The organism is Paraburkholderia sp., from assembly GCF_047605525.1.
GTDB lineage: Bacteria > Pseudomonadota > Gammaproteobacteria > Burkholderiales > Burkholderiaceae > Paraburkholderia.
Genome location: NZ_JASGFN010000019.1, coordinates 1 through 26,429, shown reverse-complemented (window position 1 = coordinate 26,429; position 26,429 = coordinate 1). Strand labels below are relative to the sequence as shown.

Annotated in this window: 23 protein-coding genes; 11 read left to right on the top strand and 12 right to left on the bottom strand. The window is 63.4% G+C overall.

Annotated elements, in window-relative coordinates; all coding sequences use genetic code 11:
- Positions 1–25: 25 nt before the first annotated feature.
- Complete coding sequence (locus QM685_RS25015; protein WP_415120437.1) at positions 26–853, bottom strand: p-hydroxycinnamoyl CoA hydratase/lyase; 828 nt, start codon at positions 851–853, stop codon at positions 26–28.
- A 167-nt stretch (positions 854–1,020) separates the two neighbouring features.
- On the opposite strand from QM685_RS25015, the gene QM685_RS25010 reads away from it, so the two are divergent.
- The 7 genes from QM685_RS25010 to QM685_RS24980 all read left to right on the top strand — a co-directional run bounded on the left by QM685_RS25010 (position 1,021) and on the right by QM685_RS24980 (position 9,608).
- Positions 1,021–1,491, top strand: coding sequence for a MarR family winged helix-turn-helix transcriptional regulator (locus QM685_RS25010; protein WP_415120435.1), 471 nt, complete (start codon positions 1,021–1,023; stop codon positions 1,489–1,491).
- A 402-nt stretch (positions 1,492–1,893) separates the two neighbouring features.
- On the top strand, positions 1,894–3,090 hold the full coding sequence (gene mhpT / locus QM685_RS25005) for a 3-(3-hydroxy-phenyl)propionate transporter MhpT (protein ID WP_415120667.1): 1,197 nt from the start codon (positions 1,894–1,896) through the stop codon (positions 3,088–3,090).
- Positions 3,091–3,151: 61 nt separating this feature from the next.
- Positions 3,152–4,291, top strand: coding sequence for a porin (locus QM685_RS25000; protein WP_415120433.1), 1,140 nt, complete (start codon positions 3,152–3,154; stop codon positions 4,289–4,291).
- Positions 4,292–4,304: 13 nt separating this feature from the next.
- Positions 4,305–6,056, top strand: coding sequence for a tannase/feruloyl esterase family alpha/beta hydrolase (locus tag QM685_RS24995; RefSeq protein WP_415120431.1), 1,752 nt, complete (start codon positions 4,305–4,307; stop codon positions 6,054–6,056).
- A 397-nt stretch (positions 6,057–6,453) separates the two neighbouring features.
- Positions 6,454–7,968 (top strand): RAD55 family ATPase, encoded by a 1,515-nt coding sequence (locus QM685_RS24990; protein ID WP_415120429.1) that lies wholly within the window; start codon positions 6,454–6,456, stop codon positions 7,966–7,968.
- Positions 7,969–7,974: 6 nt separating this feature from the next.
- On the top strand, positions 7,975–8,325 hold the full coding sequence (locus QM685_RS24985) for a response regulator (protein WP_415120427.1): 351 nt from the start codon (positions 7,975–7,977) through the stop codon (positions 8,323–8,325).
- Positions 8,326–8,726: 401 nt separating this feature from the next.
- Positions 8,727–9,608 (top strand): LysR family transcriptional regulator, encoded by an 882-nt coding sequence (locus QM685_RS24980; RefSeq protein ID WP_415120425.1) that lies wholly within the window; start codon positions 8,727–8,729, stop codon positions 9,606–9,608.
- 3 nt (positions 9,609–9,611) lie between these two features.
- On the opposite strand, the gene QM685_RS24975 is transcribed toward QM685_RS24980, so the two are convergent.
- Both QM685_RS24975 and QM685_RS24970 read right to left on the bottom strand, forming a co-directional pair.
- Positions 9,612–9,863, bottom strand: coding sequence for a hypothetical protein (locus QM685_RS24975; protein ID WP_415120423.1), 252 nt, complete (start codon positions 9,861–9,863; stop codon positions 9,612–9,614).
- Between the two features lie 54 nt (positions 9,864–9,917).
- A complete protein-coding gene (locus QM685_RS24970; RefSeq protein WP_415120421.1) occupies positions 9,918–10,442 on the bottom strand; it encodes a lecithin retinol acyltransferase family protein in 525 nt (174 codons plus the stop codon).
- Positions 10,443–10,934: 492 nt separating this feature from the next.
- On the opposite strand from QM685_RS24970, the gene QM685_RS24965 reads away from it, so the two are divergent.
- Together QM685_RS24965 and QM685_RS24960 are read left to right on the top strand one after the other, a co-directional pair.
- Positions 10,935–11,222 carry a hypothetical protein gene (locus tag QM685_RS24965; RefSeq protein WP_415120419.1) on the top strand — a complete coding sequence of 96 codons (288 nt, stop codon included), beginning with the start codon at positions 10,935–10,937 and terminating at the stop codon, positions 11,220–11,222.
- 5 nt (positions 11,223–11,227) lie between these two features.
- Positions 11,228–11,998, top strand: a complete 771-nt coding sequence (locus tag QM685_RS24960) for a PP2C family protein-serine/threonine phosphatase (RefSeq protein ID WP_415120417.1) — start codon at positions 11,228–11,230, stop codon at positions 11,996–11,998.
- A 41-nt stretch (positions 11,999–12,039) separates the two neighbouring features.
- Here the strand turns inward: QM685_RS24960 and QM685_RS24955 are convergent, their stop codons facing one another.
- From QM685_RS24955 to QM685_RS24930, 6 genes are all read right to left on the bottom strand, one after another.
- Positions 12,040–13,395: a sigma-54 interaction domain-containing protein gene (locus QM685_RS24955; protein ID WP_415120665.1), complete on the bottom strand. Its 1,356-nt coding sequence runs from the start codon at positions 13,393–13,395 to the stop codon at positions 12,040–12,042.
- Positions 13,389–16,460, bottom strand: a complete 3,072-nt coding sequence (locus QM685_RS24950; protein ID WP_415120415.1) for a peptidase domain-containing ABC transporter — start codon at positions 16,458–16,460, stop codon at positions 13,389–13,391. The genes QM685_RS24955 and QM685_RS24950 overlap by 7 nt, the downstream gene beginning before the upstream one ends.
- Before the next feature lie 30 nt (positions 16,461–16,490).
- Positions 16,491–17,243 carry a peptidylprolyl isomerase gene (locus tag QM685_RS24945; RefSeq protein ID WP_415120413.1) on the bottom strand — a complete coding sequence of 251 codons (753 nt, stop codon included), beginning with the start codon at positions 17,241–17,243 and terminating at the stop codon, positions 16,491–16,493.
- Between the two features lie 37 nt (positions 17,244–17,280).
- Positions 17,281–18,654: an HlyD family efflux transporter periplasmic adaptor subunit gene (locus QM685_RS24940; RefSeq protein WP_415120411.1), complete on the bottom strand. Its 1,374-nt coding sequence runs from the start codon at positions 18,652–18,654 to the stop codon at positions 17,281–17,283.
- On the bottom strand, positions 18,632–21,214 hold the full coding sequence (locus QM685_RS24935; protein WP_415120663.1) for an FHA domain-containing protein: 2,583 nt from the start codon (positions 21,212–21,214) through the stop codon (positions 18,632–18,634). The genes QM685_RS24940 and QM685_RS24935 overlap by 23 nt, the downstream gene beginning before the upstream one ends.
- A 252-nt stretch (positions 21,215–21,466) precedes the next feature.
- Positions 21,467–22,930: an efflux transporter outer membrane subunit gene (locus QM685_RS24930; protein ID WP_415120409.1), complete on the bottom strand. Its 1,464-nt coding sequence runs from the start codon at positions 22,928–22,930 to the stop codon at positions 21,467–21,469.
- On the opposite strand from QM685_RS24930, the gene QM685_RS24925 reads away from it, so the two are divergent.
- Entirely contained in the window at positions 22,905–23,075 is a 171-nt protein-coding gene (locus QM685_RS24925; RefSeq protein ID WP_415120681.1) for a hypothetical protein, read from the top strand. The two genes, QM685_RS24930 and QM685_RS24925, sit on opposite strands and share 26 nt — an antisense overlap.
- Before the next feature lie 203 nt (positions 23,076–23,278).
- Here the strand turns inward: QM685_RS24925 and QM685_RS24920 are convergent, their stop codons facing one another.
- From QM685_RS24920 to QM685_RS24910, 3 genes are all read right to left on the bottom strand, one after another.
- Positions 23,279–23,566 carry a hypothetical protein gene (locus QM685_RS24920; protein WP_415120407.1) on the bottom strand — a complete coding sequence of 96 codons (288 nt, stop codon included), beginning with the start codon at positions 23,564–23,566 and terminating at the stop codon, positions 23,279–23,281.
- 276 nt (positions 23,567–23,842) lie between these two features.
- On the bottom strand, positions 23,843–24,283 hold the full coding sequence (locus tag QM685_RS24915; protein ID WP_415120405.1) for a DUF4399 domain-containing protein: 441 nt from the start codon (positions 24,281–24,283) through the stop codon (positions 23,843–23,845).
- Between the two features lie 46 nt (positions 24,284–24,329).
- Complete coding sequence (locus QM685_RS24910; protein ID WP_415120403.1) at positions 24,330–24,836, bottom strand: DUF4399 domain-containing protein; 507 nt, start codon at positions 24,834–24,836, stop codon at positions 24,330–24,332.
- Positions 24,837–25,198: 362 nt separating this feature from the next.
- Here QM685_RS24910 and QM685_RS24905 point away from each other — a divergent pair.
- Positions 25,199–26,429: caspase family protein (locus QM685_RS24905; protein WP_415120401.1), on the top strand; the 1,231-nt coding region annotated here is incomplete at its 3' end.

Genomic DNA, 26,429 nt, shown 5'->3' with positions numbered 1-26,429 from the left:
GATCTTCCGTGGATGGACAGGCGTGTCAGCGCTTGTATGCCTGCAGACCCGGCTTGATCGACTTGTCGTCGAGGAACTGCTTGAGGCCCTGCTCGCGGCCGTGTTCCGGGTCGCGCAGTTGCGCCTGATCGAGCTTCGCGTACAGATAGTCCTCGTTCTGTTCCCACGTCAGCTCGCGGCTGCGTTTGAAGCCATGCTTGGCCGCGCGCAGCACGACCGGATTCTTGTCGAGCAGCTTGCCCGCGAGCTTGCGCGTCGCTTCACGCAGTTGTGCGCGCGGCACGCTCTGATTGACGAGACCCATGCGCGCCGCTTCTTCGCCGGTAAACGTTTCGCCTGTCATGACGTAGTAGAGCGCCTGACGATGCCCGACCGTATCGGCCATCGCCTTGCTGACGAGATTGCCCGGAGGAATGCCCCAGTTGATTTCGGAAAGGCCGAACACGGCTTCGTCCGCGGCGATCGCGAGATCGCACGCGACGAGCGGCGAGAAGCCACCGCCGAAGCACCAGCCGTTGACCATCGCAATGGTCGGCTTCGAATACATGCGCAGTAGTTGCCATTGCCAGCGCGACGCGTCGCGGCGAATCTTTTCCTGCAGGATTTCCGGACCCGCGTCGACTTCGCGGAAGTATTCCTTGAGGTCCATGCCGGCGGTCCATGCATCGCCTTCGCCGGTCAGCACGAGCACCTGCGCTTGCGCGTCGAGCTCGACCGCTTCGAGCACTTCGATCATTTCGCGGTTCAGCGTCGGGTTCATCGCGTTGCGCTTCTCGGGACGATTGAACACGACCCATGCAATACCTTCCGCGACTTCGACCTTGACGGTTTTCCAACGGCCTTCGTAATTCATCTGCTTTCTCCGTGAACATTGGCCGCAACGGCGGCCCGATGGACACATTTAATATCAGGTAGCCTGACATGTAAAGCGGAATTTCGAGACGTCGGTGCAAACCCTTAGCGACGGCTCGTGGCGAGCGTCGCGCTAAGATGCGGGCTAGCCCTCTTACCCACTCCGCCATGAACAAGAACCACAAGCCGTCTGCCGAAGCCGGCACCGTCCGCGGCCGCCGTCCGAACCTGCGCCTGACCTACGTGATCGGCAGTCTCGACCGCATCCTGCGGCGCCGCATGAGCGAAGCGCTCGCGCCGCTCGGCCTCACGCTCGCGCAGTTCACCGCGCTGTCGGTGCTCGAAGCGAACGGCCAGGCGTCCAACGCGCAGGTCGCCGAGCGCTCGTTCATCACGCCGCAATCGGCGAACGAAGTGATGAACGCGATGGCGAGCCGCGACTGGGTCAGCCGCGAGCCGGACCCGACCCACGGCCGCATCGTGCTGCTGAAACTGACCGACGAAGGGCGCGCCGTGCTGCGCGAATGCGAGCAGGCGGTCAAGGCAATCGAAAAGCAGATGCTCGGCGACATCGGCGTCGAGATGTCCGGCGCCGTGCAAAAGCAGCTCGAAACTTTCGTGCGGAATCTGCGCGACTGATTTTTCCGCAGCGCTGACTTAACAACGCCGTAGGTGTTTTCACCGAACAGTTAGCGCTTGTATTATCAGGTCACCTGATATTAAATCCTCTCCACGATGCAGCGTGCGCAGACACGCCGCATCGCGTCCAGGCACGCGCGTCAATACGCGGACATCGAACCGATGCGCCGCGCGCCGCGGTGTTCGCAAGCGTCCGACCACGACGCCGATGCCCATCTGATTCCCGTATTGCCGACGCCGTCCGGCCACCCGGACGGCCCGGCGTGGGGAACGTGCGTCCGCGCTCCAGACCGGTGTCTGCAACGCCGCCTGGAAACCGGAAAGCCACGCATCTTGATAAGGATCACCAACGTGAAAAGAGCCGGAACATTCAACTCAACCACCGACGTTACCGCGCCGCCGCTGTCCACGACGAGCGGCGTCGCGCTCACACTGGGCCTGTGTTTCGCGATCGCGCTGCTCGAAGGGCTCGATCTGCAATCGGTCGGCGTGGCCGCGCCGCGCATGGCGCGCGAATTCGGCCTCTCGGTCGCTCAGATGGGACTCGCGTTCAGCGCCGGCACCTTCGGCCTGCTGCCGGGCGCGATGTTCGGCGGACGGCTCGCCGACCGCATCGGCCGCAAGCGCGTGCTCGTGATCTCCGCGTGTCTGTTCGGGCTGCTGTCGATCATGACCGCGCTCGTCAGCGACTTTCACACGCTCGTGCTGGTGCGCGTGTTGACCGGCATCGGCCTTGGCGGAGCGCTGCCGAACCTGATCGCGCTATCGTCGGAAGCAGTCGAGCCGCGCTTGCGCGGCACCGCGGTCAGCATCATGTATTGCGGCATTCCGTTCGGCGGCGTGATCGCTTCGGTGATCGGCGTGCTGAGCGCGGGCGACACCGGCTGGCGCCACATCTTCTATGTGGGCGGCGCGGGACCGCTGCTGCTGGTGCCGCTGCTGATGCTGTTCCTCAAGGACTCGAGCGCATTCACGAAGGCATCGCACGACGGCCGGCGCGAGCCCGCGCCGATCGGCGAAGTCCTGTTCGGCGAAACACGCGCGCGCTCGACCGTGCAGATCTGGGTCAGCTATTTCTGCACGCTGATCGTGCTGTATTTCCTGCTCAACTGGCTGCCCTCGCTGATGGCCGCGCGCGGTCTCGCGCGCGCCGAGGTCGGCTACGTGCAGATCTTCTTCAACATCGGCGGCGGTCTCGGCACGTTGTTCATCGGCATGCTGATGGATCGCATGCGCCAGAGCGTCGTGGTGGGCGGCATGTATGTCGGGATCATCGCGTCGCTCGCGGCGCTTTCGATATCGCCCGGTTTCGCCGCGCTCGCGACAGCCGCGTTCTTCGCCGGCACCTTCGTGGTCGGCGGTCAATCGGTGCTGTATGCGCTCTCCGCCGCGTTCTATCCGACCGCGATGCGCGGCACCGGCGTCGGCGCGGCAGTCGCCGTGGGACGCATCGGCTCGGTGGTCGGGCCGCTCGCCGCCGGCCAGTTGCTCGCGATGGGCCGCAGTTCGTCGACCGTGATCGGCGCGAGCATTCCCGTCACGATCATTGCCGCCGCAGCCGCGCTGCTGTTGCTGCGCCGCCCGCGCGCCGAAGACTGAAGACATCGGAAAAACTCAACGACAACAACGCACATTCATCAACGGTCTGGAGATCTCACCCATGCAAGCATCCGCACGCCTTCTGCTCTGCGGCGCGCTGTGCGCCGTCAGCGGCACGGCAGCCGCGCAATCGAGCGTCACGCTATACGGCATCATCGACACCGGCATCGAATACGTTTCGCACGCGAACGCCGAAGGCAAGAGCGTCGTCCGCATGCCGGGCGTGACCGGCGAATTTCCGTCGCGCTGGGGCCTGCGCGGCAACGAAGATCTCGGCGGCGGCTATAGCGCGGTATTCACGCTCGAGAGCGGCTTCAATCCGCGCGCCGGCGATTCGGGCCAGGGCGGCAGACTGTTCGGACGCCAGGCGTTCGTCGGCGTGAAGAGCCCGTACGGCACGCTCACGTTCGGCCGTCAGTACACGATGACGTATCTCGCGCTGCTCGGCGCGGACATCATCGGCCCGGACATCTACGGTCTCGGCTCGCTCGACGCCTATGTGCCCAACGCCCGCGCCGACAACTCCGCAACCTATATGGTCACGTACTCAGGCGTCACGTTCGGCGCGAACTACTCGTTCGGCCGCGACGCGGCGGGCACCGGCAATTCGCCGGGCCAGGGCACCTGCACGGGCTCGGTCGCCGGCCATCCGACCGAGTGCCGCAACTGGTCGGTGATGCTGAAGTACGACGCGCCGCTGTTCGGCGTCGCCGCATCGTATGAAGAGCAGCGCGGCGGCAGCACCGCGGCGGCGAATTTCTTCGACGGCGTCGCGCCGATTCCGCTGATCGACGCGGCCGACAAGGACATCCGTATGCAGGTGAACGGATACGCGAATCTCGGCAAGCTGAAGCTCGGCGCGGGCTGGCTCAACCGCCGCGTCGATACGACCTCGATCGCTCTCGCGGACGTGCGTTCGAATCTGTACTTCGTCGGTGCGTCGTACTTCGTGACGCCGGCGTTCATCGTCGACGGCGAGATCTATCACATCAGCAACGACGAGCACGACACGCGCGCGACGATGGGCACGCTGCGCACCACGTATCTGCTGTCCAAGCGCACCGCCGTCTATGCGCAAGGCTCGTATCTCGGCAACAGCGCGAAGGCGCGCTACTCGGTCAGCGGAGGCGGCGGCGGCACGACCCCGGCAGCGGGCACCGGCCAGACCGGCGTGATGGTCGGCATCCGTCATTCTTTCTGAGGGGAGATATCGCATGAAGTGCACTTCCATCGCGCTCGCCGCGGCCGCGGCGCTCGCACTTGCCGCATGCGGCGGCAACGACATCGGCGATAACGCCAACGCAGGCAACAACAGCAACAGCGGCGCCAACGCGAACGCGTTGCCGCAACTGGGCGCGGCGACACCCGGCACGCTCGCCGGCACCTGCGCGGCGCTCGCCGCGAAGCTCTCGTATGCGAACACGGTCTTCACGACGGTGACGGACGTGCCGGCCGGCACGCTCACGGTGGCCGGCAAGCCGATCGCCGAGCATTGCCTGATTCAGGGCAACATGAATCAGCGCGTGAGCAGCGTCGACGGCAAGACCTACGCGATCGGCTTCGAGATGCGCCTGCCGCTCGCGTGGAACGGCCGCTTCTTCTATCAGGCCAACGGCGGACTCGACGGCAACGTCGTCACCGCGACCGGCGAGATCGGCGGCGGCGGCCCGACCAACGACGCGCTCAACATGGGCTTCGCGGTCATCAGTTCGGATGCGGGGCATAGCGCCGCGCAGAACCCGCTGTTCGGCCTCGATCCGCAAGCGCGTGTCGACTACGGCTACAACGCGGTCGCCACGCTCACGCCGATGGCCAGGCAGGTGATCAAGCTTGCCTACGGCAAGGAACCGGACCGCAGCTACTTCGACGGCTGCTCGAACGGCGGGCGGCATGCGATGGTCGCGGCCGCGCGTTCGTCGGCGCAATACGACGGCATCATCGCCGGCGATCCCGGCTTCCATCTGCCGAAAGCGGCGATCGGCGAAATGTGGAGCGCGCAGCAACTGGCGAAAGTGGCCACCGCCACCACGTCGAACGGCTTGCCCGACATCACGACCGGCTTCACGGCGGCCGAACGCCAGATGGTCGCGTCGAAGATTCTCGCCAGGTGCGATGCGCTCGACGGCGCGAGCGACGGGCTGATCGAGGACATCAAAGCCTGCCAGGCAAACTTCAGCCTCGCGAACGACGTGCCGACCTGCACGAACGACGTGCGCGACGGCACCTGCCTGACGACCGCGCAGAAGGATGCGATCGGCAACGTGTTCTCGGGCGCGCGCAACAGCGCGGGCGCGGCGCTCTATGCGAGCTTCCCGTACGACGCCGGGCTCGGCCAGGGCTGGTCGGCGTGGAAGCAGTCGAACTCGATCACGCTCGACCCGGCCGCCGCCGCGTTCACGTTCACGACGCCGCCGCAGAGCGCAGCGGTGCTGAGCCAGTTGTCCGCGTACGCGCTGAACTTCAGCATGGACAACGACGCGCCGAAGATCTTCGCGACGGGCGGCGTCTACACCGAGTCATCCTGGTCGTTCATGACGCCGCCCGACGAAACCGATCTGAGCGCGTTGAAGCAGCGCGGCGCGAAGCTGATCGTCTATCACGGCACGAGCGACCCGGTGTTTTCGTCGAACGACACGACCGACTGGTACCAGCGCCTGACGGCAGCCAATGGCGGCGACGCGTCGAACTTCGCGCGCCTCTACACGGTGGCGGGCATGAACCATTGCAGCGGCGGCCCGAGCGCCGACCAGTTCGACATGCTGACGCCGATGATCGCGTGGGTCGAACAGGGCAAGGCGCCGGACAGCGTGATCGCAACCGCGCGCGACGCGAGCAGCGCGTCGCCGAACGCCGACGTGCCGTCGAGCTGGGGCGCGGGACGCACGCGGCCGCTCTGTCCGTATCCGAAGGTGGCCCGCTACAAGGGCGGCGACATCGATTCGGCGAGCAGTTTCGCATGCAGCTAGCTGGTTGAAGCGGGCGGTCGCGCATGCCATGAGCCGGCATGCGCGACCTTGCTTCTCTCTTTCCTCGTACGGATTGAAAAATCGACCGGCACGCCCGCTTCGGAACTCACGATGCGAGCGTGCATGCCTGTCCGCGGTCCGTTTCACGTTCCTTTCCCGGTTCCTTTCCCCGCGCCTCCCTTCTCCGCCCTTTTCCCTCTCTCCCTTCCCGCCGCCGGCACGCCCCCGCGACGCGCCGTTCGCCAAATGCCGCGTTGCCGGATAAAATCCCGCGATCCGTGCCGCCGCACGGCACCGCGCGCGATCGGGAACACGGATTGCTCACAACAAGAGGTTCAACACCGGACGGTTCACGGCCGGACCGCCGGTTTCGCGCACTTCGAACGGCACATCGACAATGACAACGCACGAATCCAGGACCTCTGCCCCACTCCCCCCGTCTCACGCGGCCCGGCCCGACGTGGCCCGCCGAAACGTGGAAACGGGTGTGCCCGGCTTCGACGAAATTCTCGGCGGCGGACTGGTAAGCGGCGGCGTCTATCTGCTCGAAGGCATGGCTGGCGCCGGCAAGACGATCCTGTCGAGCCAGATCGGCTTTCATCGTGTCAGGCAAGGCGAGAAGGTGCTGTACATGACGCTGATCGCCGAATCGCACGACAAGCTGCTCGGCCATCTGAAAGGCCTGAGCTTCTTCGACGAAACCGCGGTCGCGCAACAGATGCTGTTCGTGTCCGGCTATCACGAACTGATGCAGGACGGCCTCGACGGCTTTCTGAAGCTGATCGCGTCGAGTATCTACGACTACCGGCCGAGCCTGATGATCATCGACGGCTTTCGCAGCGCGCGCGAATTCAGCGAAACGGAGCTGTCGCTGTCGAAGTTCATCCACGAGCTGAACGCGCTCGTCGCGGCGATGGACTGCACGACGCTGCTGCTCGCGCCGCTCTCCGGCAACGAACCGCATCCGGAACATACGCTCGTCGACGGGCTGATCGAGTTGAACCGCTATAGCGACGGCATGCGCCGCGCGCGTGAAATCGAAGTGCACAAGATGCGTGCGCGCAATCACCGGATGGGCAAGCATTTCTTTCGCATCGCCGAAACCGGGCTGCTGATGTTCCCCCGCCTCGAAGCGGAGTGCGCGCAACAGCCCGGTCCCGTCGATCTGAAAACGCGCCTCGGCTTCGGCTTGCCGCATCTCGACAGGCTGCTCGGCGGCGGCTTCGCGCAAGGCTCGACGACGACGCTGATCGGACCGTCGGGCGTCGGCAAGACGCTGCTGTGCCTGCAGTTCCTCTCGGCCGGCCTCGCGCGCGGCGAGCGCTGCGTGTATCTCGGCTTTTACGAAGGACCGCAGCGGCTGATCGGCAAGGCCGAGGCGGTGTCGATTCCGCTTGCCGACGCGTGGCGCGACGGCCGTCTCACGATTCACTGGCAGCCCGCGATCGAACTCGCCGTCGACGAGGTCGCGGCGAGCGCGCTCGCCGCGGTCAGGCAGACCGGCGCGACGCGCATCGTGATCGACGGCGTGGAAGGTTTCCGCGATTCCGCGCTGCGCCCCGAGCGCTTCGGGCTGTTCCTGAACGCGCTCCTGCATCAGCTTCGCGAAGCGGCCGTCACCACGCTCGTCACCGAGGAACTACCGCTCTACGCCGATCCGGGCCACGCAAGGAGCGTACGCGTGTCGGCGTTGACCGAGAACCTCGTGCTGCTGCGCTATGCCGAAACGGAAGCCGGACTGCGGCGCATGATCTCGGTCGTCAAGCAGCGCGAAAGCGCGCACGACACGTCGCTGCGCGAGCTCGGCATTTCATCGCAGGGAATCGACGTGCTCGACGGGCCGGCGAGCGCCGCCGGCGTGCAATCGGCGCCCGGCCTGTCGGCCACGCTGCAGCCGCGGCGCAAGACCTAGCCGCCCATGAAAACCATCCTGGTCGCGGACGACGAATTCGACATCCTCACCGTGTGGCGGCTGCTGCTGGAACGGCACGGTTATACGGTGCTGACGGCGTCGAACGGGGCCGCCGCGCTTGCGCTGATCCGCACGAGCCGGCCCGATATCATCGTGTCCGACTGCATGATGCCGGTGATGTCGGGCACGCAACTATGCGCGGCGCTCTACGCCGACCCCGATCTGCGCGACATTCCGGTCATTCTGTGCAGCGCGGCGGCGGATATCCCGGTGCAGCCGAACCCGCACATCGCGTATGCGCGCAAGCCGCTTTCTTTCGACGATCTGCTGGCGATGCTGAAGCGGATGGGCGGGTAAGGGTAACGGCGGTACGGCTCGCGAAGCCGGCTCCACCTGATGCGCCGCGCGCGATACCGTCAGAACCCGTGCAGCGACACGACGATCAGCGCGGCACCGACGATCGCCACCACGTCCTCGATCAGCGCCGCCGGCGCATCCCGGCCGAACATACTCGAGGCAATCCGCGGTGGCCGCTCACTACTGCACGCCTCTCACGCATTACCGCCCGCTCACCGCCGCGCGGAGTTCACGGTTGCCCCCTTCGATGTGGCCCTGGTGTCGCACACTTCGTCTGTCGGGAACCGCGCGGGCCGGCCGGTGCCCGTCAGAAGCCAGAAGCCGCCACTGCGGATTTTTCGCGGCTCGCCGGCAAACGATGCTAAGTTAGCCGACTCACAAGAAAATCTAATGCCTTCGCCATGAGACCGTATCTGCCGCTGAACGCGCTGCGCGCATTCGAATCGTCCGCCCGGCATCTGAGCTTCACGCGCGCCGCGCTCGAACTGAACGTCACCCAGGCCGCCGTGAGCCAGCAGGTCCGCTCGCTCGAGGAGCGGCTCGGCACCGCGCTCTTCAGGCGGCTGCCGCGCGGCCTCGCGATGACCGACGAAGGGCTCGCGCTGCGCCCGGTGCTATCCGACGCGTTCGATCGCATCGAGGCGGTGCTCAAGCAATTCGAGGGCGGTCATTTTCACGAGGTGCTGACGCTCGGCGTGGTCGGCACGTTCGCGGTCGGCTGGTTGATGCCGCGCCTCAAATCGTTTCGCGCCGCGCATCCGTTCATCGAACTGCGGCTGCGCACGAACAACAACCTCGTCGATCTCGCAACCGAAGGCCTCGATTTCGCGATCCGTTTCGGCGACGGCACGTGGCCCGGCTCGCTCGCGACCAGGCTGCTCGACGCGCCGCTCGCGCTGCTCTGCACGCCCGAAATCGCCGCGCGCCTCGCGCGGCCCGACGACCTCGCGAACGAAACACTGCTGCGCTCCTATCGCGCGGATGACTGGATGAACTGGTTCGCCGCCGCGGGCATCGCGCCGCGGCCAGTGCACGGCCCAGTGTTCGATTCGTCGCGGCTGATGGTGGAGGCAGCGGTGCAGGGCGCGGGCATTGCGCTCGCGCCTGTCCTGATGTTCGAGCGTGAGATCAATACGGGGCGTCTCGTGCGCCCGTTCGACGTCGAGATTCACGCCGGCAGTTACTGGCTGACCTGCCTGAAGGGCAAGCCGATGACGCCGGCGATGACGCTGTTCAGTCAGTGGATCGTGAAGGAAGCGGCGGCTACCCCCGCAAACGTCTAGGGCCTAGCTCAACGCGGCCGTGCGGCAATCGCCGCTCATCGCGGGCCGCTCGGCTTGCGGCGGGAACACATTCCACGAACCGTCGCCGTGGCGAAAGAAGAAGATCGACAGCAGTCCGTCGGGGCGCGGCGCCTGCACACAGACATAACGCCGCGAGGTACGGTGGCAGAACTGCACGACGCGCGCGGGCATCGACGGGGTGGGCGCGAGCCATTTGTCGACGGCCCAGTGCAAGCTCTTTTCCGCGGTAACCATGATGCTCTCCTCGAATCGTCTCGCGCGTCACGCGCGGAATTCATTGCGGTACGTTCAAGCGAATTGCGCGCTTTCAACGGCACGCTCGCCGCTTCTTTCCGCGCCGCTTTCGACAAATGCCTTCACCAGGCACATCAGCGCGCGCATGCCGGCGCGCGGATGGCGCAGGCAGCAATGCACCTGCTCGCTGCGGCTTTCGCCGAGCAGACACCACGCGCAGAAGTGTTCGCAGTTGTTGGTTAGCAGCCGGTAGCGGTTTTCCCCGAGGCGCGAGCGCGCGCGGCTCACTGCTTCGGCGCCGGCGTAACGCGCGCTCGGCGTCGCGCGGATCGACAGCGGATGACCGGCGGCGAAGCGCGCGAGCTCCACTTCCTCGACCGGCCCGCGATGCGCGGAACTCGCGAAGCCCGCGTAATGGACCACGCGGCCGTTGCCGACATAGATGCCGTGATGTTCGTAGCCGTTGCGCTGGGTGACGAGATGCGCGCCGATCGGCAGATCGATCGTCGACGACGCGGCAACGCGGGCATCGCCGGAATGCGGGTTTTCGTGATTCGTGTCGAGCGTGTGGATGTTCATGACTGGCCTCGTTCGCATTTCCAACACTGTTGCGACAGCTTTTGCATCATCCGGGCCATGCGCCGAAAAGCCCTTGTTTACTGGGTTTACGGCTCATCGAAGGGATTTCTGAAGAGGCGGATGTCAGCGACGGACCAACAGAATTCGCGCCGGTCTGTTGGCGCGCGGCGCTCATTTGCGCGGGATTGGGGCGGAATTTGAGTGGGATTTGGGCGGGATCTGGATGGAATCTGCGTGAACGTAAAACCGGACAAGGAATCTTGCGGTCCGACACGCATGTGTTGGGTCGCACACCTGTTTGAATTCGGTCTTGTTGGTTGCGGGCCGACCTGTCGCACGGGCCACGGCGAACAGACACACGTGGAAGCGCCGCCAGTCAATGCGCTACGGGCGACGCGCGCGACGCGCCGCGCATTGGCATGGCACTTGCACCATCAGGCGGAAAGTCCATTCAACCGCGCGCGTGGCACACGCGGCCAACCGGAGAACGACATGTCCTGCATCACGGTAACTGATCTTTCGCTGAACCTCGCGCTCGACCGCAAAGCGATGGCGGCGATTCGCGGTGGCGGTGGCGCCCCCTGGGTCTATGGCTGGATTCAGCCCTACGTGCCGCAAACGCCGAGCATCGGGCCAGTCGTCAATCTGTACGAGGTATCCAACAACTTCTATGCTAACCAGATGATCAACCAGTTCCAGTCGGTCGACGTGCGTAACTTCGGCGCGAACTCGAACCTCAACGTCTCTCCCGACGCGCGCAACAGAAACGATATGGTGTAGCCGTTGTGACCTGTGCCAGCCAATTTCGCTGGACGTCGTCCGCGCGTTCCGACGTCGGACGCGTGCGCGAAATCAACGAGGATGCCTGCCTCGACCAGCCCGACGCCGGACGCTGGGCAGTCGCGGACGGCATGGGCGGGCACGCGGTCGGCGATCTCGCGAGCCGCACGGTGATCGATGCGTTGGGTCAACTCGCCGCGCCGCGCGGCATCAGAACGCTGATCGCCGAGGCGCGCGCGCGCCTGCAAGCAGCGAACCGTCAACTACGCGACGAGGCCGCGCGCCGCCAGGTGCCGCGTATCGGCAGCACGGTCGTCGTATTGCTCGCGTGCGATCGTTTCTGCGGTTACGTGTGGGCCGGCGACAGCCGTATCTATCTGTATCGCGCCGGGCAGTTGCGGCAGCTCACGCGCGATCACAGTCAGGTCGAGCAGTTGCGCTCGCTCGGCATGATCACCGAAGAAGAGGCGCGCCATCATCCCGCGCAACACATGATTACGCGCGCGGTCGGCGCAACCGACGTGCTCGAGCTCGATGACGACGCAATCGAGGTCGCCGACGGCGACGTGTTCCTGCTTTGCAGCGACGGCCTCAGCAACGAATTGAGCGACGACGAAATAGCCGATGTACTGACGTCCGCGCAGCGCGAGAACGCATGCGGCGAGCTCGTCGAACTGGCGCTCGCGCGCGGCGGCCGCGACAACATCACCGCGGTGATCGTCGAGGCGCAGGATCCGAATGCGTCCGAGAAGACCTTGCTGAATCCCGCGCCTTGAGATGTTGTTCTTCAGACGCGTGACCTGATCGACGTTCCCGCTCAGCCTTCGCCGTCTTCCTCGTCGCGCTCGTCCGCGCCGTTTTTCGCGGACGACGCATTGCGATTGCGGAAATCCTTCGAGTGCAGGCCGTGCTTTTTCAGCAGCATCTGCAAGTGCGAGCGATTCATATCGATGCGCCGCGCCAGTTCGGCGACCGTGCCGCTCGTTTCGCGCAACCCACGTTCGAGAAACGCCTTTTCGGCGTCGTCACTCGCCGCGCGCTTCGCATCGCTCAACGACATCAGGTTCGCGACGCTGATCGGCTGTTCGCCGCTCGCGCGCGCGCCGTCCGCCGCGGCCACGATGGAACCGGGCGCTGCCGGACGCATATCGAGCGGTAAATGCTCGACATCCGCCATATCGGCCGCCAGACATGAGAGGCGATACATCACATTACGCAATTCGCGGATATTGCCCGGATACGCATAGCTCAGCAGAAAGTCCCGCAACCGCGGCGTCAATCTGACCGGCCGGCGTTTCAACGTGCCGGCCGCCTCATCGCCGAACCACGCAATCAGCAGCGGGATTTCGTCGCGGCGTTCGCGCAACGGCGGCAGCGTCACGTGAATCACGCTGAGCCGGTAGAACAGGTCCTCGCGGAACTTGCCCTCCTCGCTGAGCTTGCGCAGATTGCGATTGGTCGCCGCGACGATGCGCGTATCGACCGCGATCGTTTCATCGGAGCCGACGCGCTGAATCTCGTGTGCTTCGAGCACGCGCAGCAGCTTTACCTGACCCGCGAGCGGTAACTCGCCGATCTCGTCGAGAAAGATCGTCCCCGTATGCGCGCTTTCGAATTTGCCTTTGCGGTCATTCGACGCGCCGGTAAAAGCCCCCTTGCGATGCCCGAACAGTTCCGACTCGAGCAGATTGTCCGGAATCGCGCCGCAATTCACGGAGATAAACGGCTTGTCCGCGCGCGCGCCGTTCGCGTGAATCACCTTCGCCATCAATTCCTTGCCGGTGCCGCTTTCGCCGTCGATCAACACCGGTAAATCGGTCGGCGCCGCCTTCTCGGCAATTTCGAGCGATTCGAGCAGATGCGGATTGTCGCCGAACGTTCCCTCGAAAATAAAACTGCGTTCGAGCAGTGCCTTGCGGCGCGCGCCACGCGACTGATCGGCGGGCTCCTGGGTCTCGGCGGCCGTCGCGGCCTGCACGAAGCGCTCCTTGTGCGACAACTGCATCACTTCGTCACGCAGCGACGTGGCTTGCCTGAGCAGCTTGTCGATATCCGCGCGCTCGAGCCGCGACGACCAGCGCAGCGTGGAGCGCAGAATCTCGATCCGCTCGATCAGCCCGGCATACGATATCGCGGGGCTGGCCTCTTCAGTCTGGTCGAGTATTTTCATGATGTTGCGCTCAACTGTTTCTGCACGAGCTGGTAATACATGCCGCCGCGCTGGATCAATTCATCATGGCGACCCTGTTCGACGATCGCGCCTTCATACAGCACGAGGATCTTGTCCGCGCGCATGATCGTGCTGAGCCGGTGCGCGATGATCACCGCGGTGCGGCCGTGCAGGATGTGGTGCATATTGCCGAGAATATTGCTTTCCGATTGCGAATCGAGCGACGACGTCGCCTCGTCGAACACGAGCAGACGCGGATCGTGATACAGCGCGCGCGCAATGCACAGCCGCTGGATCTGGCCGCCCGACAGGCCGATGCCGCGCTCGCCGACAATCTGTTCATAGCCGAGCGGCATCTTGCTGATAAAGCCGTGCGCGTCGGCCATTTTCGCGACTTCCTCGATACGGCGGCGTTCGGGCGCGTCGTCGCCGCTCGCGATGTTCTCGGCAATCGTGCCCGAAAACAGCAGATTGCTTTGCATCACGTAGCCGATCTGCGCGCGAAAATAAGCCTTGTCGATCACCCCGGCATCGTAACCGTCGATCGTCATCTTGCCCTCGGTCGGCTGATAGAAGCCGACCAGCAGTTTCGCGAGAGTGGTCTTGCCGGACCCGCTGCGCCCGACGATCGCCACCAGTTCGCCGGGCTTGATATCGAAGCTGATGTTCTCGAGCACATACGCCGATTCGTCGTCGCCGTACCGGAAATACACGCCGTTCAGGCTGATTTCTCCCTGCAGTTCAGGCAGCATGACACGCGAGGGCAAGTCCTGCGGCCGCTGCTCCGGTTCGATATCGAGCACGTCGCCGAGCCGCTCCATCGCAACGCCCGCGTCGTTCAGCATGCTCCACAAGCCGACCAGCCCCATCAGCGGACTCAATACGCTGCCCATGAATGCATTGAACGCAATCAACTGGCCGATCGTCAGTTCACGCGCCAGCACCAGATTCGCGCCGACCCATAGAATCGCAATCGTCGTCGCCGCGTTGAGCAATTGACTGCCGAAGCTGACGAGAATATTGAATGCATGCGCGCGATACTGCACCTCGAGCGCCTTTGCGTATTTCTTCTCCCAGCGCAAACGCACCGGCCGCTCGATCCCCATGCCCTTGACGGTCTCCACCCCGGAGAGCGCTTCCATCAGAAACGACTTCGCTTCGGTCGACGCGGTGAACACCTCTCGCGCATAGCCCTTGATCTTCGGTGTCGCGACCACGGTCAGCGCCATGATCGGAATCACGAAGGCGATCAGAACGAGCGTCATCTTCACGTTGTAGACAAACATGATCGTGAAGTAGATGAAGATCATCAGAAGATTCAGCGCGGTCGTCACCGTGGATTCGGTCAGAAACGCGCGAATCGTCTGGTTCTCCTGGAAGCGCGCGAAGATGTCGCCCGTCTTGCGCTTCGCGAAGAAAGAGAACGGCAGCGACAACGTATGCCGGAAGAACTGCGACATCATCGCGAAGTCCATGTTGCGCACCATGAAATTCGCCAGATACGCGCGAATCGTCGACATCAACTGCGTGAACACGTTCGAGATGATCAGCCCGCCGATCAGCAGATGCAGCAGGCTGACGTTCTGATGCACGATCACGCCGTCGAGAATGTTCTGGATAATCAACGGCGGAATCACACCGAGCACCTGAATCACGAAAGTCGCGAGAAACAGGTGGCCGAGTATCTTCCGGTACGGCTTCAGATAACCGACAAAGCGTATCCACGGCGAACGCGCAGCGGACATCTGCAACAGATGCGGTCCGCCGGTAAACAGCAAGCAGGTGCCGCTCCAGCCACGCTCGAAATCTTCGACCGCCAGCTTTCTGAAGCCGAGCGCCGGATCCGCCATCCACACATAGTCTTTCGACAGACCATACACGACTACGTAGTGATAGCCTTCCCAATGCACGATGAACGGCAGATCGAAGCCGCGCAGCGAATCGAACGTGCATTGCACGCCGCGCGTCGTAAAGCCGAGCGATTCGCCCGCGCGCGCAAGACTGTCGAGCGTCGCTCCTTGTGTCGTCACGTTCGCGAGTTCGCGCAGTTTGCCGAGCGTCATCGGAATGCCGTAGTGGCGGCAGATCATCGCGAGACACGCGGCGCCGCAATCCATCTCTTCGGCCTGCTCGACGAGCGCAAAACGCTTGAGGATCTTTTCACCAAGTTCGGGCTTGCTCTGCAGGTCGAGCATCAACGGCAGCTTGCGCCGCTGTTCGAGGCGCTTTTGCCGCTGCAGCTCGCGGTCGCCATAGCGGATGCGCTCGTCGAGCACTTCGCGCAACTTCGGGTTGCGCTCGAGAATGAAATGGATCGTGCGCTCGGGAATGACCAACAGACGCGTGTCGGTCGTCGCGACGACGGAGGCCATCTGCTCCTGGCGCATCAGGCACGCCTTTTCGCCGAATATTTCGCCTTCGCCGAGCGTCGCGAGCGTATAGTCGCGCCCTTCCTCATGCCGGACGATGCGAACCCCGCCTTGCCGCACCACATAGAGCCGCCTGTCGTCGCGGCTGTCCTGCTTCAGAATCTCCTTGCCCGCGGCCACGCGTTTCGCGCCGACACTGAGCACGTATTCCTCGAGTTCCGCCTTGTTCAGCTTGCCGCGCAGATCGAACAGTTGCGCGACGAAGCCGCCCGCCGAATTGATCGCCACATAGCTCGCGACAAACGCCAGCGCGGCCTGATTGGCGGCCATCACCGGCTCGATCGCGGCGCGCGGAATAAACAGCAGCTCGGTTTTCGCCGAAGCCCGCACCGACGCTTCGTGGATATACGTGCGCAGCATCGCGATGTCGGCGAAGATCTCGCCCGACTTGCGCACGCCCAGGCTGGTTTCCTTGCCGTGCTCCTCGGTAAAGATGCGCACGGAGCCCGAGCGGATCACGTACAGACCATCGGCCACCTGGCCCGCCGAGCAGACCGTTTCTCCGAACGAATAGAAGTGTGCCTGCGCAAATTCGGCAAGGCGCTCGATCTCGTCGCGCGAGAACGGCGACAGGATTTCCACCGAGGCGAGAAACCCGGCGATGGAAGGCGCGGAGGGGGCGGTCTGCGGGGCGTCCATGTAGCGGTGGTCTCGGATTCGGCAAGCGCGCTAGCGCGCTTCGATCACGTGTTCCTGCGCGCGCGCAATCAGCCAGCTTTCGCGCAGCAAACGTCTGATTTCGGTGGCGACGTCCGCGTCGAGCGTGGCCGGATACTTGGCCGTCACCGCAAAGATCTCGAAGCACGAGCGATCCGCCGACGGAAACGGCCCCAGCAGATCGCCCACCGCCGCATTGAAGATCTTCGCCTCGATATCGGGCTTCAGCGAACCGCGCAATACCTTGCCGATCACACCACCGGATTCGCGCGTATCGGCAATCGAATGCTCGCGCGCCATCTCCGCGAAACCGTCGGGGTCGTCGTGCAGATACGAAATCATTTCCTTCGCCTTGCCCTCGCTGTCGAGCACGATATGGCTGACCTCGAGCGCGTCGAACTTCGGTGAATTCAGCGCGAAGTAATCGCGAATCGCGGCGTCGTTGCCGATTTCGTCGAGCATCTTCTCCTGATACAGTCCATCGGTGATGAACGCCTCGAAGTCGTCGAGGCTCACATGCAGCGCGTCGAGATAATGATTCATATCCGCCGCGCGATGCAGTCCGCGCACGCGGCGAAACTGGTCGGCGCGCTGCTGGATCTCGTCGGCGCTCACGGCGACGCCCTGCTTTTTCGCCGCATGCACGGTGAGCTTGTCGCGCACGATCTGCTCGATCAGGCTCTCGAACTGGCCGGTCAGTTTCAGCAGACGAATGAATTCCTCCACGTCCACGACTTCGTCATCGATACGCACTATCGCGGTCATTTCATCCGCTCCTTTCCCTGATATGTAATGGGTGCGCTCAACCCGCCACCTGCCTGAACGGATCGAGACCGAGATCGATCAGGCGCCGCTCGCGCACCACGATTTCCGCATTGGCCGTCATGCCGTAACGCAACGGATAGCGCGTGCCGGCAACCTCGTAATAGTCCTTGTCGAGCGTGACGCGCCCCTCGTACACCGGCTGCTTGTCCTGCACCGACAGCTTCGTTGCCGGCGAGATATAGGCGAGCGTGCCGCTAATGAGCCCATAGCGCTGGTACGGAAACGCGCTGAACTTCATCTTGACCGGCAGACCCTCGTGCAGAAAAGCCCGGTCGTGCTCCGCGATTTCGATCTTCAGCACGGGGCGTGCATCTTTCGGCGCGATGCCACCGAGCGGCGCGTTCGCCTGAATCTTGTCGCCGCGCTGCGTCGACGTGACGTCGGTGATGACCCCCGATACGGGCGCGAGAATCAGCAGGAAATTGTCTTTATCGATGTTCTCGAAGCGGATGCGCGCGGCGGCATCGGCCTCCAGACGCGCGCTTTGCAACTGCACGCGCAGCTTGTCTTCCGCGTCGGTAATATCGCGCACCGCCGCGTCGTATTGCAGTTGCAGATCCGTGCTCTGCTGGCCACTGGTGGCGAGCTGCGCGTTGGCCTGCGCGTATTCATGGCTCAGGCGAAAATCGAGTTCCGCGAGCTTCGATTGCGCGACGCGGTATGCGTTATCCGCTTCGAGCGCGGCCGTGCGCTTCTGCTCGACCTGCAATTCGGCGATGCCGCCGCCGCCCGGTTGCGCGAAAAGCCGCGAATAGCGGTCGAGTTCCTGACGCGCCGCTTCACGCGCGCGACGCGCGTTGTCGAGCGTACTGCGTGCTTCGTCGAGTTCGGCCTTCTGTCCTTCGGCGAGCTTCGTCGTGCCTTCCGAAACACGGTTCTCGTGCAGCCGCTCCTCGACTTCGAGTTGCGCTTTCAGCGAAGCGGCCTTGCGTTCCATCAATGCCTTTTTCTCCGGAAACTGCTTCCATTCGCGCTCGGCGTCTTCGAGCTTCAGTTGCGCCTGCAACGCGTTGCTCGCGGCCTCGATCGCGCCGCGCGCATTGAGCCGCGCGAGCACGTCCCCCTTCGACACCGGCTGCCCCTCGGCGATATACAGGTCTGCGAGTTCGCCGTCGATCGGGGTATAAATGCGCCGCACTTCCGATTCCGGCGACAGCGTTCCCGGCGCGCTGACGATCACGTCCGCGCGGCCGACGAACGACCACAGCAAGCCCGACACCACCAGCGCGACCATCGCCCAGATCAGCGCGCGCGCAATCCGCACCGGCTCGGACGTCAGGATCGCGATGCCTTCGACGCTGTGATCTTCCAGCGCCTCCGACAACGGTCTAGGGTGAGGATCGCGTTTCACTCTGGTCGCCTCCGATCAACGCGAGTTTCGCTTTCAGCAGCCCCGGGTCGAGCACCATCCGCAATTCGGTCAGCGAGCGGCGCTGCAAACTGGCTTCGGCATCGATATCCGCGAGCAGGCGGTCGAACTCGGCCGGATGATCGGCCTTCAACTGCGTGTAGATGCGCATGCCCTGCTGCGCCGCCGTCTGCGCATCGGAAAGCAGCCGTGCCTCATTGCGAAAGCCCGGCGAGATACCCGCTTCGAGCCGCTGCGTACCGCCGATCGGGCCGCTCGCGCGGTACTCCTTCCACAGGCTCTGCGCGCGCAGCATCAGATCCTGCGCGCGCGCGATCGCCTTGTCGTGCAACGCGGCGACGTCCTTCTGGATCGACTGCGCGAACCATGCGTCGGTTTGCGGATCGAGACTCGCGTAGAACGACAGCAGGCGCTGGTCGTAGTCCCTGGCGCCGCGCGTTTTCTGCAGATCGGCGTACTGGTCGGACAATGCCTTCTTGTGCGCCGCCTCGGCGGCGAGCACATCGGACCACGGACTTGCCGGCATCGACTGCAAACCGTTCAGCGCCTGCTGCGCGTCGCCGCGTTGCCATGCCGCATCCACTGCGTTCTGGCGTTGAACGATTTCCGCCGATGGCAAACGGGTGGCCGCAAGCTGCTGGAATTGCGCCTGAAACGGCGGGGTGCTGAAGCGCGCCGTTTTCATCATCGCGAGCAACGACTTCAATTGACGATTCAGCGTCGCGTTCAGCAACGCGGTGTATTGGCGTAAATCCTCACGAACCTTGTCGAGACCCGCAAGGCGCGGATAACGCTGCGCGTAATCGTCGAGCACCGACGGCAGCGCGTCGGGTTTGTCGTGCGCGAGCTCGGTGCGAATCACGCCATTCAACCGATCAATCGCGGCGACATACACCGAATCGTCGCTTTCGAGCTTGCGCAGATGACTGAGCGCTTGCGCGTAGGGTTCCGCAAACACGGGCACGTAGCTCGCGATCCGGTCGAGCGCGCGTTGATGGCTTCTCGCGTCGTCGTTCCAGCGTTGCAGCAGATTGTTGATTTTCGCTTCGTCCGCGTACATGCGAATCGGCGCGTCGACGCCGCCGCGCGCCGCGACGAAGCGCTCGAGATCACCCACCCATTGCAATTCGCCCATCAGCGACATTGCATCGGCATTATTCGCGCTCGCCGCCTTCATGTCCTTCAGCAGCGCGTCGGCCTGATCGAACTGCGCTTTTTCCACTGCATTGAGCCAACCGGGAAGTCGTGCTTTCAACAGGGCTTCACTGGCGAGAGCGCTGACTTTCGTGTCGCCGGGGTGGCTGGCCAGATAGCCGCGTGCAACTGCAACCGCGCTCGTGTAATCGCCGCTGGCAAGCAGGTTCTTCAGCTCGCGTTCGGACGAACCGTGCAGATAGAGCGCCACGCCGAGCGCGGCCAACACGATGACACCCGCGCCGCCCCACGCCGCGATGCGTCGTATGTTCGTGCGTTCGCCGTCCGTGAACGCGTTGCGGAGTTCGCCGGCAACGAGGCGCCAGCGACGCGGTTTGCCCTTGGCGGCGCCCTTGCCGTTCGCGCCGGCGGCAGTGTGCGCCGCATTCGCGCCCTGCCCGCCATGTACCCCGCCGCCGGCCGTATCGCGTTTCGCCTGCGCGGAAGACGGCTGCGCCGCTTCGTTCACTTCGTCCTCGCGTTGCAGCGCCGGATCGACGCAAAAGATATCGAGGAACGAATGCGCGGCGCCGATGAACGTGGTCTTGTCGGCGTCGGCGGCAATCTCGGCGGCCGGATTCAGGGAAAGTTGGGTCACGGTGGGTTCGACATCAGGCGATTTCTGTAGCGACACCGTGTAGACGAAGTGATCGCCGCCAAATGCAACGACGTCGCCCTCCACGAGCGGCAGCGCCGATTCGTCGAGCCGTTTGCCGTTCACGAACGTGCCGTTCGTGCTGCCGAGATCTTCGACATAAAGCTCGTCACCCTTCAGGAACAGATGCGCATGACGCCGCGAAATGTAATTGACCTGGTGCGGATAGCGGTCCTTGTAGCGCGCAAAGACATCATCGGCCTTGCTGACGAGAAACGGAAACGCCTGCACCTCGACCGGTTGCAGGCCAAGGTCGTCGCGCTGCGGCACGAGCAATAGACGAGGTGGAGAAGAAGCGCTTCCACTCACCACGATGCGCGCGCGCGGCTCGATATTGACGCGATAGCACAGTTCGCCGCCAAAACACAGTTCGTCGCCTGCCCGCACGCGCGCCGGGGTTTGGCGTACCGCTGCGCCATTCACCGTAGTGCCGTTCTTGCTGCCGAGGTCCGCCACATACACCGCGCCGTGCTCGGTGAAAACGCGCGCATGCCGGCGCGACAGACTCGCGGTCCATTGCGTGGGGTAATCGTTGAACGGGGCTTCGCTGCGCCCGATAGCGAAAAGACTGTCGACGATGCGAATGGCGTCGAGCGTCGGACGTTGCGCGCACGCAATCGGCGACAACACTACGTCGAAGGCAGCGTCCACTGTCGCGCGCATCTCAGCAATCGGAGCTTCGCCGGCGGCCATTTTATGGATCACGAAGCGTTAACCCGCGGCGAGAGCGCGGCGAAAACGGGACGAAGAAATACGGCGCAACGATATTGTCGTGAAGAGCCGCGCGAACGCTGACCCTTAATGGATTGTAAGTCACGCATGACGAGTGTCAATTTCCATATTGTGGGTAGAGAACACAATCGGTGCGTCATAAGCAGCCGAAATATCCGCGTTGCACGCCAGATTGCGAATTAGCGCCCTATTCCGGATTAGCTCAATACTTCGTTACTTGTCCTTGACCTGCGCCTGCACGTCGACGTCCGGCCAGCCGCCGCCGAGCGCCTTATAAAGCAGTACCGTGTCGGACAGAATCTGTTGATGGTTCTCGAGCAGCGCTTGCTGCGCATCGAGCAAAGTCCGCTCTGTTTCGAAGACTTCCAGTTGCGACACGACGCCAAGGCGCAATTGCGACTGGATCTGATCGGCGACGATTTGCAGACGCGACACCTGTTGCTGCAATTCCTCGCGTTGCGCCTTGTGCGCGCTCAGATTGACCAATGCGTTTTCCACTTCTTCGAATGCGCCCATCACGGTCACGCGATACTGCTGTTCGGCGACGGTCGACTGCGCCTTGGTCACTTGCACGTGCGCGCGTACGCCCGGATCGAGCAGCGGAATATCGATGCTCGGCATCAGCCCGAACGTGAACGATTTCAGCAGATTGTTCAGCGCGAAACTCGCGGTGCCGCCGTGCGCGGTGAGGCCGATGCTCGGCAATTGCGCGAGCTTCGCCTGACCCACGAGGTTATAAGCCTCCAGCACGCGGAATTCGGCGGCTACGACGTCGGGGCGCCGCGCGAGCAGTTGCGCGGGCAGACCGTCCGGCACGTCCGGCAGTTTCACGCGATCCTGCAGATGCCCTTGCGGCAACTGGAATTCGCCGGCCGGCACGCCGATCAGCGTGCACAGCGCGTTATTGGCGACCGCGCGCGCGCGGCGCAATTCGTATAGATCGTGGGTCAGGCGGTTGATTTCCGCCTGCTGGCGCAATACCTGGGTTTGCGGCACGAGACCGCTGCGGGCCTGCCCCTGGTAGATCGTCAGGATCTGCTGGTTCGTGCCGAGCGTCTTTTGCTGCTGTGCGATCTGGTCGTCGAATTGCAGGATCTGGAAGTAGGTGCTGGATACGTTCGCGACCAGTTCGAGATAACCCGCGCGCCAATCCGCCTCGCTCGCGTGGAATTCCGCCTTTTGCGCCTGCACGCCTTTTTCGACTTTGCCCCAGATGTCGATGTCCCAGTTCACCTGCGTCGCGAGGTTGTACGTTTTCGAAAAGGTCTGGCCGGTGGTCTTTTCGAAATCGGCGCCGGCGCCGAGGTCCATGGTCGGCAGCGCGCCTGCCTTCGCTTCGCTGATCTGCGTGCGCGCGACATCGATACGCGCGGCCAGTACCCGGATATCGAAGTTGCCCGCAATCGCCTTGTCGATCAGCGTGTCCAGATACGGGTCCTGGAAGCCTTTCCACCAGTCGGGCCGAATCGTTTCGGCAGCCGACACCGGCGCGCCCTTGTGGTCCGACCACGACGCTTTGGCCGGCGTATCGGGACGCTGATAGGCAGGCATGCTCACGTCGACACACGCGCACAGCGAAAATGCGCACACCGTCGCCGCGCAAACGCCGCGCAGCGCGCTGCCTAAGCGGCACGGCGCCGATCGCGCGTGAATGGAACGCCGGCAATTCCGCGACATGAGCGCCGGGACGAATGCCGAAACGGGAGCCGGCCCGAACCGCGAATCAGGCAACGAATCGAGCGATGAATCGAGCAATGAAGCGGGCGATGAAGCGGGCAACGCTGACACGATTGTCTCCGGTGGCACCCGGCTGCTCCGCTAAAGAAACTGCTGTACCGGGCCGAGCCCCTTCCGCGCGGCTTCGCTGGCGAAGCTGCGGAAAATTCGGCGCGGGGATCAGGCGGAAATCGGGCGAGAGCGCGAGGGGTGCGTGGAAAGGACGATTGAATAAGCGATCTTTTTGAGTAACTCGCCCTTGCGGGACACGCACGCACCGGCCGTCGAGCCGTGCGTGCGCGGTGTCGCTCAGGACACGAAGATGTTGTTGCTCGATTGCAGACGCGGATCGATCGTGGTCGTCGTACCCGCGACGAGCGCCGAGTTATTGCCGTTCGCGCTTTCGATGTTCAGCGTCGTATTAATCAGTTGGGTCGCGTTGACGGTCTTGCTGTTGTTCGGTGCATACACGGGAGCGAAGCTGTAATACGACGACGGCATCGGATAGTAGTAGCCGTTGCCGCCGCGCACGGCGCTCATCGCCTTGCTGTCGAGTTGCTCGGTATTGGACAGGTCCTTGATCATCAGCGTGTTCATGGTAAATCTCCTGGGAGGGGGAAAGCGCATCGTCCTGCGGTGGGATTCGAGCAACTTGTCTGCTCGGCCACTACTAACGCATGGGTTATGCCAGCATCGCTTTCCGTTTCCGGTTAATCGTGTGAGTCCTTTTGCGTAAAGGATCTCGGCAAGTCTTGGCAGCGCCGGTGCATCGATACCAGGAGAATTGAAAACCACGAATGGTGGATTGCAGCCAACAGCGAAAGCGGAATTGTCGGCTGCCTCGCGACAGTGCTTCGCGCGCGCATTCAGCATTCACCGCGCAATCACGGTGATCTTCTTCGAGTACACCGGCGGGTTGTGCGGGATATGCATGTCGTCGCCCATCAGCAACTGCAACGTATGCTTGCCTGGCGGCAACTGGATCATCGTTTCCGTTTCGCCCCCGCCGAAATGCAGATGCTGGCGATCCGAGGGAATCTCCTGGTCCATCGGCGGCAGATCGGTGTCGATCAGAAGATGATGGTGACCGGTATTCGGGTACTTCACGCCTTTTGGCGCGACGCCCATGAAACGCAGGCCGAACCAGACACGAAAAGGCTTATTGGCAGGCACCACCTGGCCATCGTTCGGATAGCCGATATAGGCATAGGCGCCGGGAGGCGCCGGAGTCGTGCCGGCCGATGCCGTTTCCGGCACCGACGCCGCCAATGCCGCGGAGGCGATCAGCGCCGCGGCCGCAATGAACTTGTACATGAGGTCTCTCCGTTCCGGCCGACCCGCTGCGAACCAACGGATCGCGCTAGTCTTTTAGCACCGTAATAGTGATCTTCTTCGAATACACGGGTGGTACGTGCGGCACGTGATTGTGGTCGCCGAGAATCAGTTGCAGCGTGTGCTTGCCGGGCGGCAGTTCGATGCGCGCATCGGTTTCGCCCGCGCCGAAATGCAGGTGCTGGCGATCCGACGGAATCTCCTGATCGAGCGGCGGCAAATCCGTGTCGATCAGAAGATGATGGTGGCCGGTATTCGGAATCGCGATGCCCTTCGGGCATACGCCCATATTGCGCAGCCCCATGCGCACCCACAGCTTGCCGCCGTGAATCACCGCGCCGTCCGGCGGCCAGATGATGTACTCCTCGGCGCCGGGCGGCGACGGCGTCTGTTGTGCGCGCGCGGCACCGCCCGGCGCGAAGCTCGCGAATACCGCGACGAACAGCGCGCACAAAACCGCGCGCAACACACCCAGATGCGGGTTCGCCGAAGGGTGTCTGCTGGAAAAAAGGGGAACACGGGTTCTTCTTCGCATAGCGCACTCTCCCGAAGAGGAGTCATGGCTGGCCCGGCTACGAATGTCCTTCCGGGTGTTCGAGCGGCGTGTCGCGGACTCGAATGACCGGACAGTCGCCTAGTTAAAACGACCGTATCGCGTGACTTTGTGAATCAGCTTAGGACGTAACTTGCCAAAAAGATACGCAATGCTCGTTAACCGTATGACGCTTCGACGGCTACCGGACCGTTATGGCGCAAAGCGCGTGCTATCGTTATTGACAGGTTGCGGGTAAATGGCCAATAGCGGCATCGATACCCGTTCCACGGTATTCGGCGAATACCGCGGGCGGCGCAGTCCTCGAATGCCTGAATTCTGTCCGGTACAAACAGGATATGAAGATGTGGCGAAGATTCCTGCTGGTGTGCATGGCTGGGGCGATCCAGGCACAATGGGGCAGTGCCGGTGCCGCAACGCAACGTGAAAATATCGAGCCGCGCGCGAGTACTTCGGTGAGTTCCGCGGCACATGCGCCGGCGCGCAAGGATGCGCCTTCCCGGCGCATTGCACTCGTCATCGGCAATGGCCAATACGGCGATGCCGACACCTCTCTTCAAGGCAACGCACCGCGCGACGCCGAAGCGATGCGCGACGCGCTGCTCGCTCGCGGCTTCGACGTCATTGCCCGCACGAATGCGACGCCGCGGCAAATGCACGAGGCGATCGACGAATTCCAGCAGCGTTTGCAAACGGGTCAAAAAGGCGCAAGGAGCCAAACAGCGCTTTTCTATTTCTCCGGACATGGACTGCAAATAGGCCAGCAAACGCTGCTGGTTCCGGCGGGACTCGATGCACGACCCGATACGCCGTCACCCGCTTCGCTGATCAATAGCGGCATCGATCTGAATACGGTATTGCGCGCGATGCAATCGGCTCACGCAGGGGGAGCCAATTTCGTGATTCTCGATACCTGTCTGAACAATCCATTTACATCCGATGCGACTGCCGTCAATACTTCGGCGTTACCTGCCCATACCGTGATTGCCTATGCAGCAGCACCGGGTGGCTTCGCGGCGGACGGTTCGCGTCATGGCGTGTATACCGACGCATTGCTGCACGTGCTGCACGAAACACCGTCGCAACCGCTGGCGGTGTTGCTTCGACGCGCCGCTGCCGAGGTGCGCGATGTAACGGGTGGAGCGCAGCAACCGTGGATCGCCGCCGCGCCTTCTTCTCCGGCTCTCGCGAATGAAGATGCCGTGCAGTTCCCGACCGTGCGAGGCAACGCCATTACATTGCGCAGCCGGGGCATCCTCCCCAAAGACAGCAGCGAGCAATACGAAATCACGTTCTGGAATTCGATCAAGGACAGCACTTACCCGGCGGATTACGAGGCTTATCTGAAGGCCTATCCGAATGGCCGCTTCGTCACGCTTGCGCATGCGCGTATCGATCGATTGCGTGCTGCGGCAGCGTCGAATCCGGCAGTCAGCGCGGCACCGGCGACGCCACCGGTTGCGCCCGCGCCCCAGAGCAACCATGCCGCGCAGGCGACACAAGCCGCGCCGCAAGCTGCACACCCAGCCGCGCAAGCGGGCGCCGCAACCCCGGCACTCGCGCGCCCCGCTCCCC

Excerpts from the sequence above, each read along its gene's own strand:
- QM685_RS24985 (WP_415120427.1), top strand. The coding sequence starts at position 7,975 with ATGAAAACCATCCTGGTCGCGGACGACGAATTCGACATCCTCACCGTG.
- QM685_RS24980 (WP_415120425.1), top strand. The coding sequence starts at position 8,727 with ATGAGACCGTATCTGCCGCTGAACGCGCTGCGCGCATTCGAATCGTCC.
- QM685_RS24965 (WP_415120419.1), top strand. The coding sequence starts at position 10,935 with ATGTCCTGCATCACGGTAACTGATCTTTCGCTGAACCTCGCGCTCGAC.
- QM685_RS25010 (WP_415120435.1), top strand. The coding sequence starts at position 1,021 with ATGAACAAGAACCACAAGCCGTCTGCCGAAGCCGGCACCGTCCGCGGC.
- QM685_RS24990 (WP_415120429.1), top strand. The coding sequence starts at position 6,454 with ATGACAACGCACGAATCCAGGACCTCTGCCCCACTCCCCCCGTCTCAC.
- QM685_RS24925 (WP_415120681.1), top strand. The coding sequence starts at position 22,905 with ATGGAACGCCGGCAATTCCGCGACATGAGCGCCGGGACGAATGCCGAA.
- QM685_RS24945 (WP_415120413.1), bottom strand. The coding sequence starts at position 17,243 with ATGACCGCGATAGTGCGTATCGATGACGAAGTCGTGGACGTGGAGGAA.
- QM685_RS24920 (WP_415120407.1), bottom strand. The coding sequence starts at position 23,566 with ATGAACACGCTGATGATCAAGGACCTGTCCAATACCGAGCAACTCGAC.
- QM685_RS25015 (WP_415120437.1), bottom strand. The coding sequence starts at position 853 with ATGAATTACGAAGGCCGTTGGAAAACCGTCAAGGTCGAAGTCGCGGAA.
- QM685_RS24995 (WP_415120431.1), top strand. The coding sequence starts at position 4,305 with ATGAAGTGCACTTCCATCGCGCTCGCCGCGGCCGCGGCGCTCGCACTT.
- QM685_RS25000 (WP_415120433.1), top strand. The coding sequence starts at position 3,152 with ATGCAAGCATCCGCACGCCTTCTGCTCTGCGGCGCGCTGTGCGCCGTC.
- QM685_RS24910 (WP_415120403.1), bottom strand. The coding sequence starts at position 24,836 with ATGCGAAGAAGAACCCGTGTTCCCCTTTTTTCCAGCAGACACCCTTCG.
- QM685_RS24930 (WP_415120409.1), bottom strand. The coding sequence starts at position 22,930 with ATGTCGCGGAATTGCCGGCGTTCCATTCACGCGCGATCGGCGCCGTGC.
- QM685_RS24950 (WP_415120415.1), bottom strand. The coding sequence starts at position 16,460 with ATGGACGCCCCGCAGACCGCCCCCTCCGCGCCTTCCATCGCCGGGTTT.
- QM685_RS24975 (WP_415120423.1), bottom strand. The coding sequence starts at position 9,863 with ATGGTTACCGCGGAAAAGAGCTTGCACTGGGCCGTCGACAAATGGCTC.
- QM685_RS24915 (WP_415120405.1), bottom strand. The coding sequence starts at position 24,283 with ATGTACAAGTTCATTGCGGCCGCGGCGCTGATCGCCTCCGCGGCATTG.
- QM685_RS24970 (WP_415120421.1), bottom strand. The coding sequence starts at position 10,442 with ATGAACATCCACACGCTCGACACGAATCACGAAAACCCGCATTCCGGC.
- QM685_RS24935 (WP_415120663.1), bottom strand. The coding sequence starts at position 21,214 with ATGGCCGCCGGCGAAGCTCCGATTGCTGAGATGCGCGCGACAGTGGAC.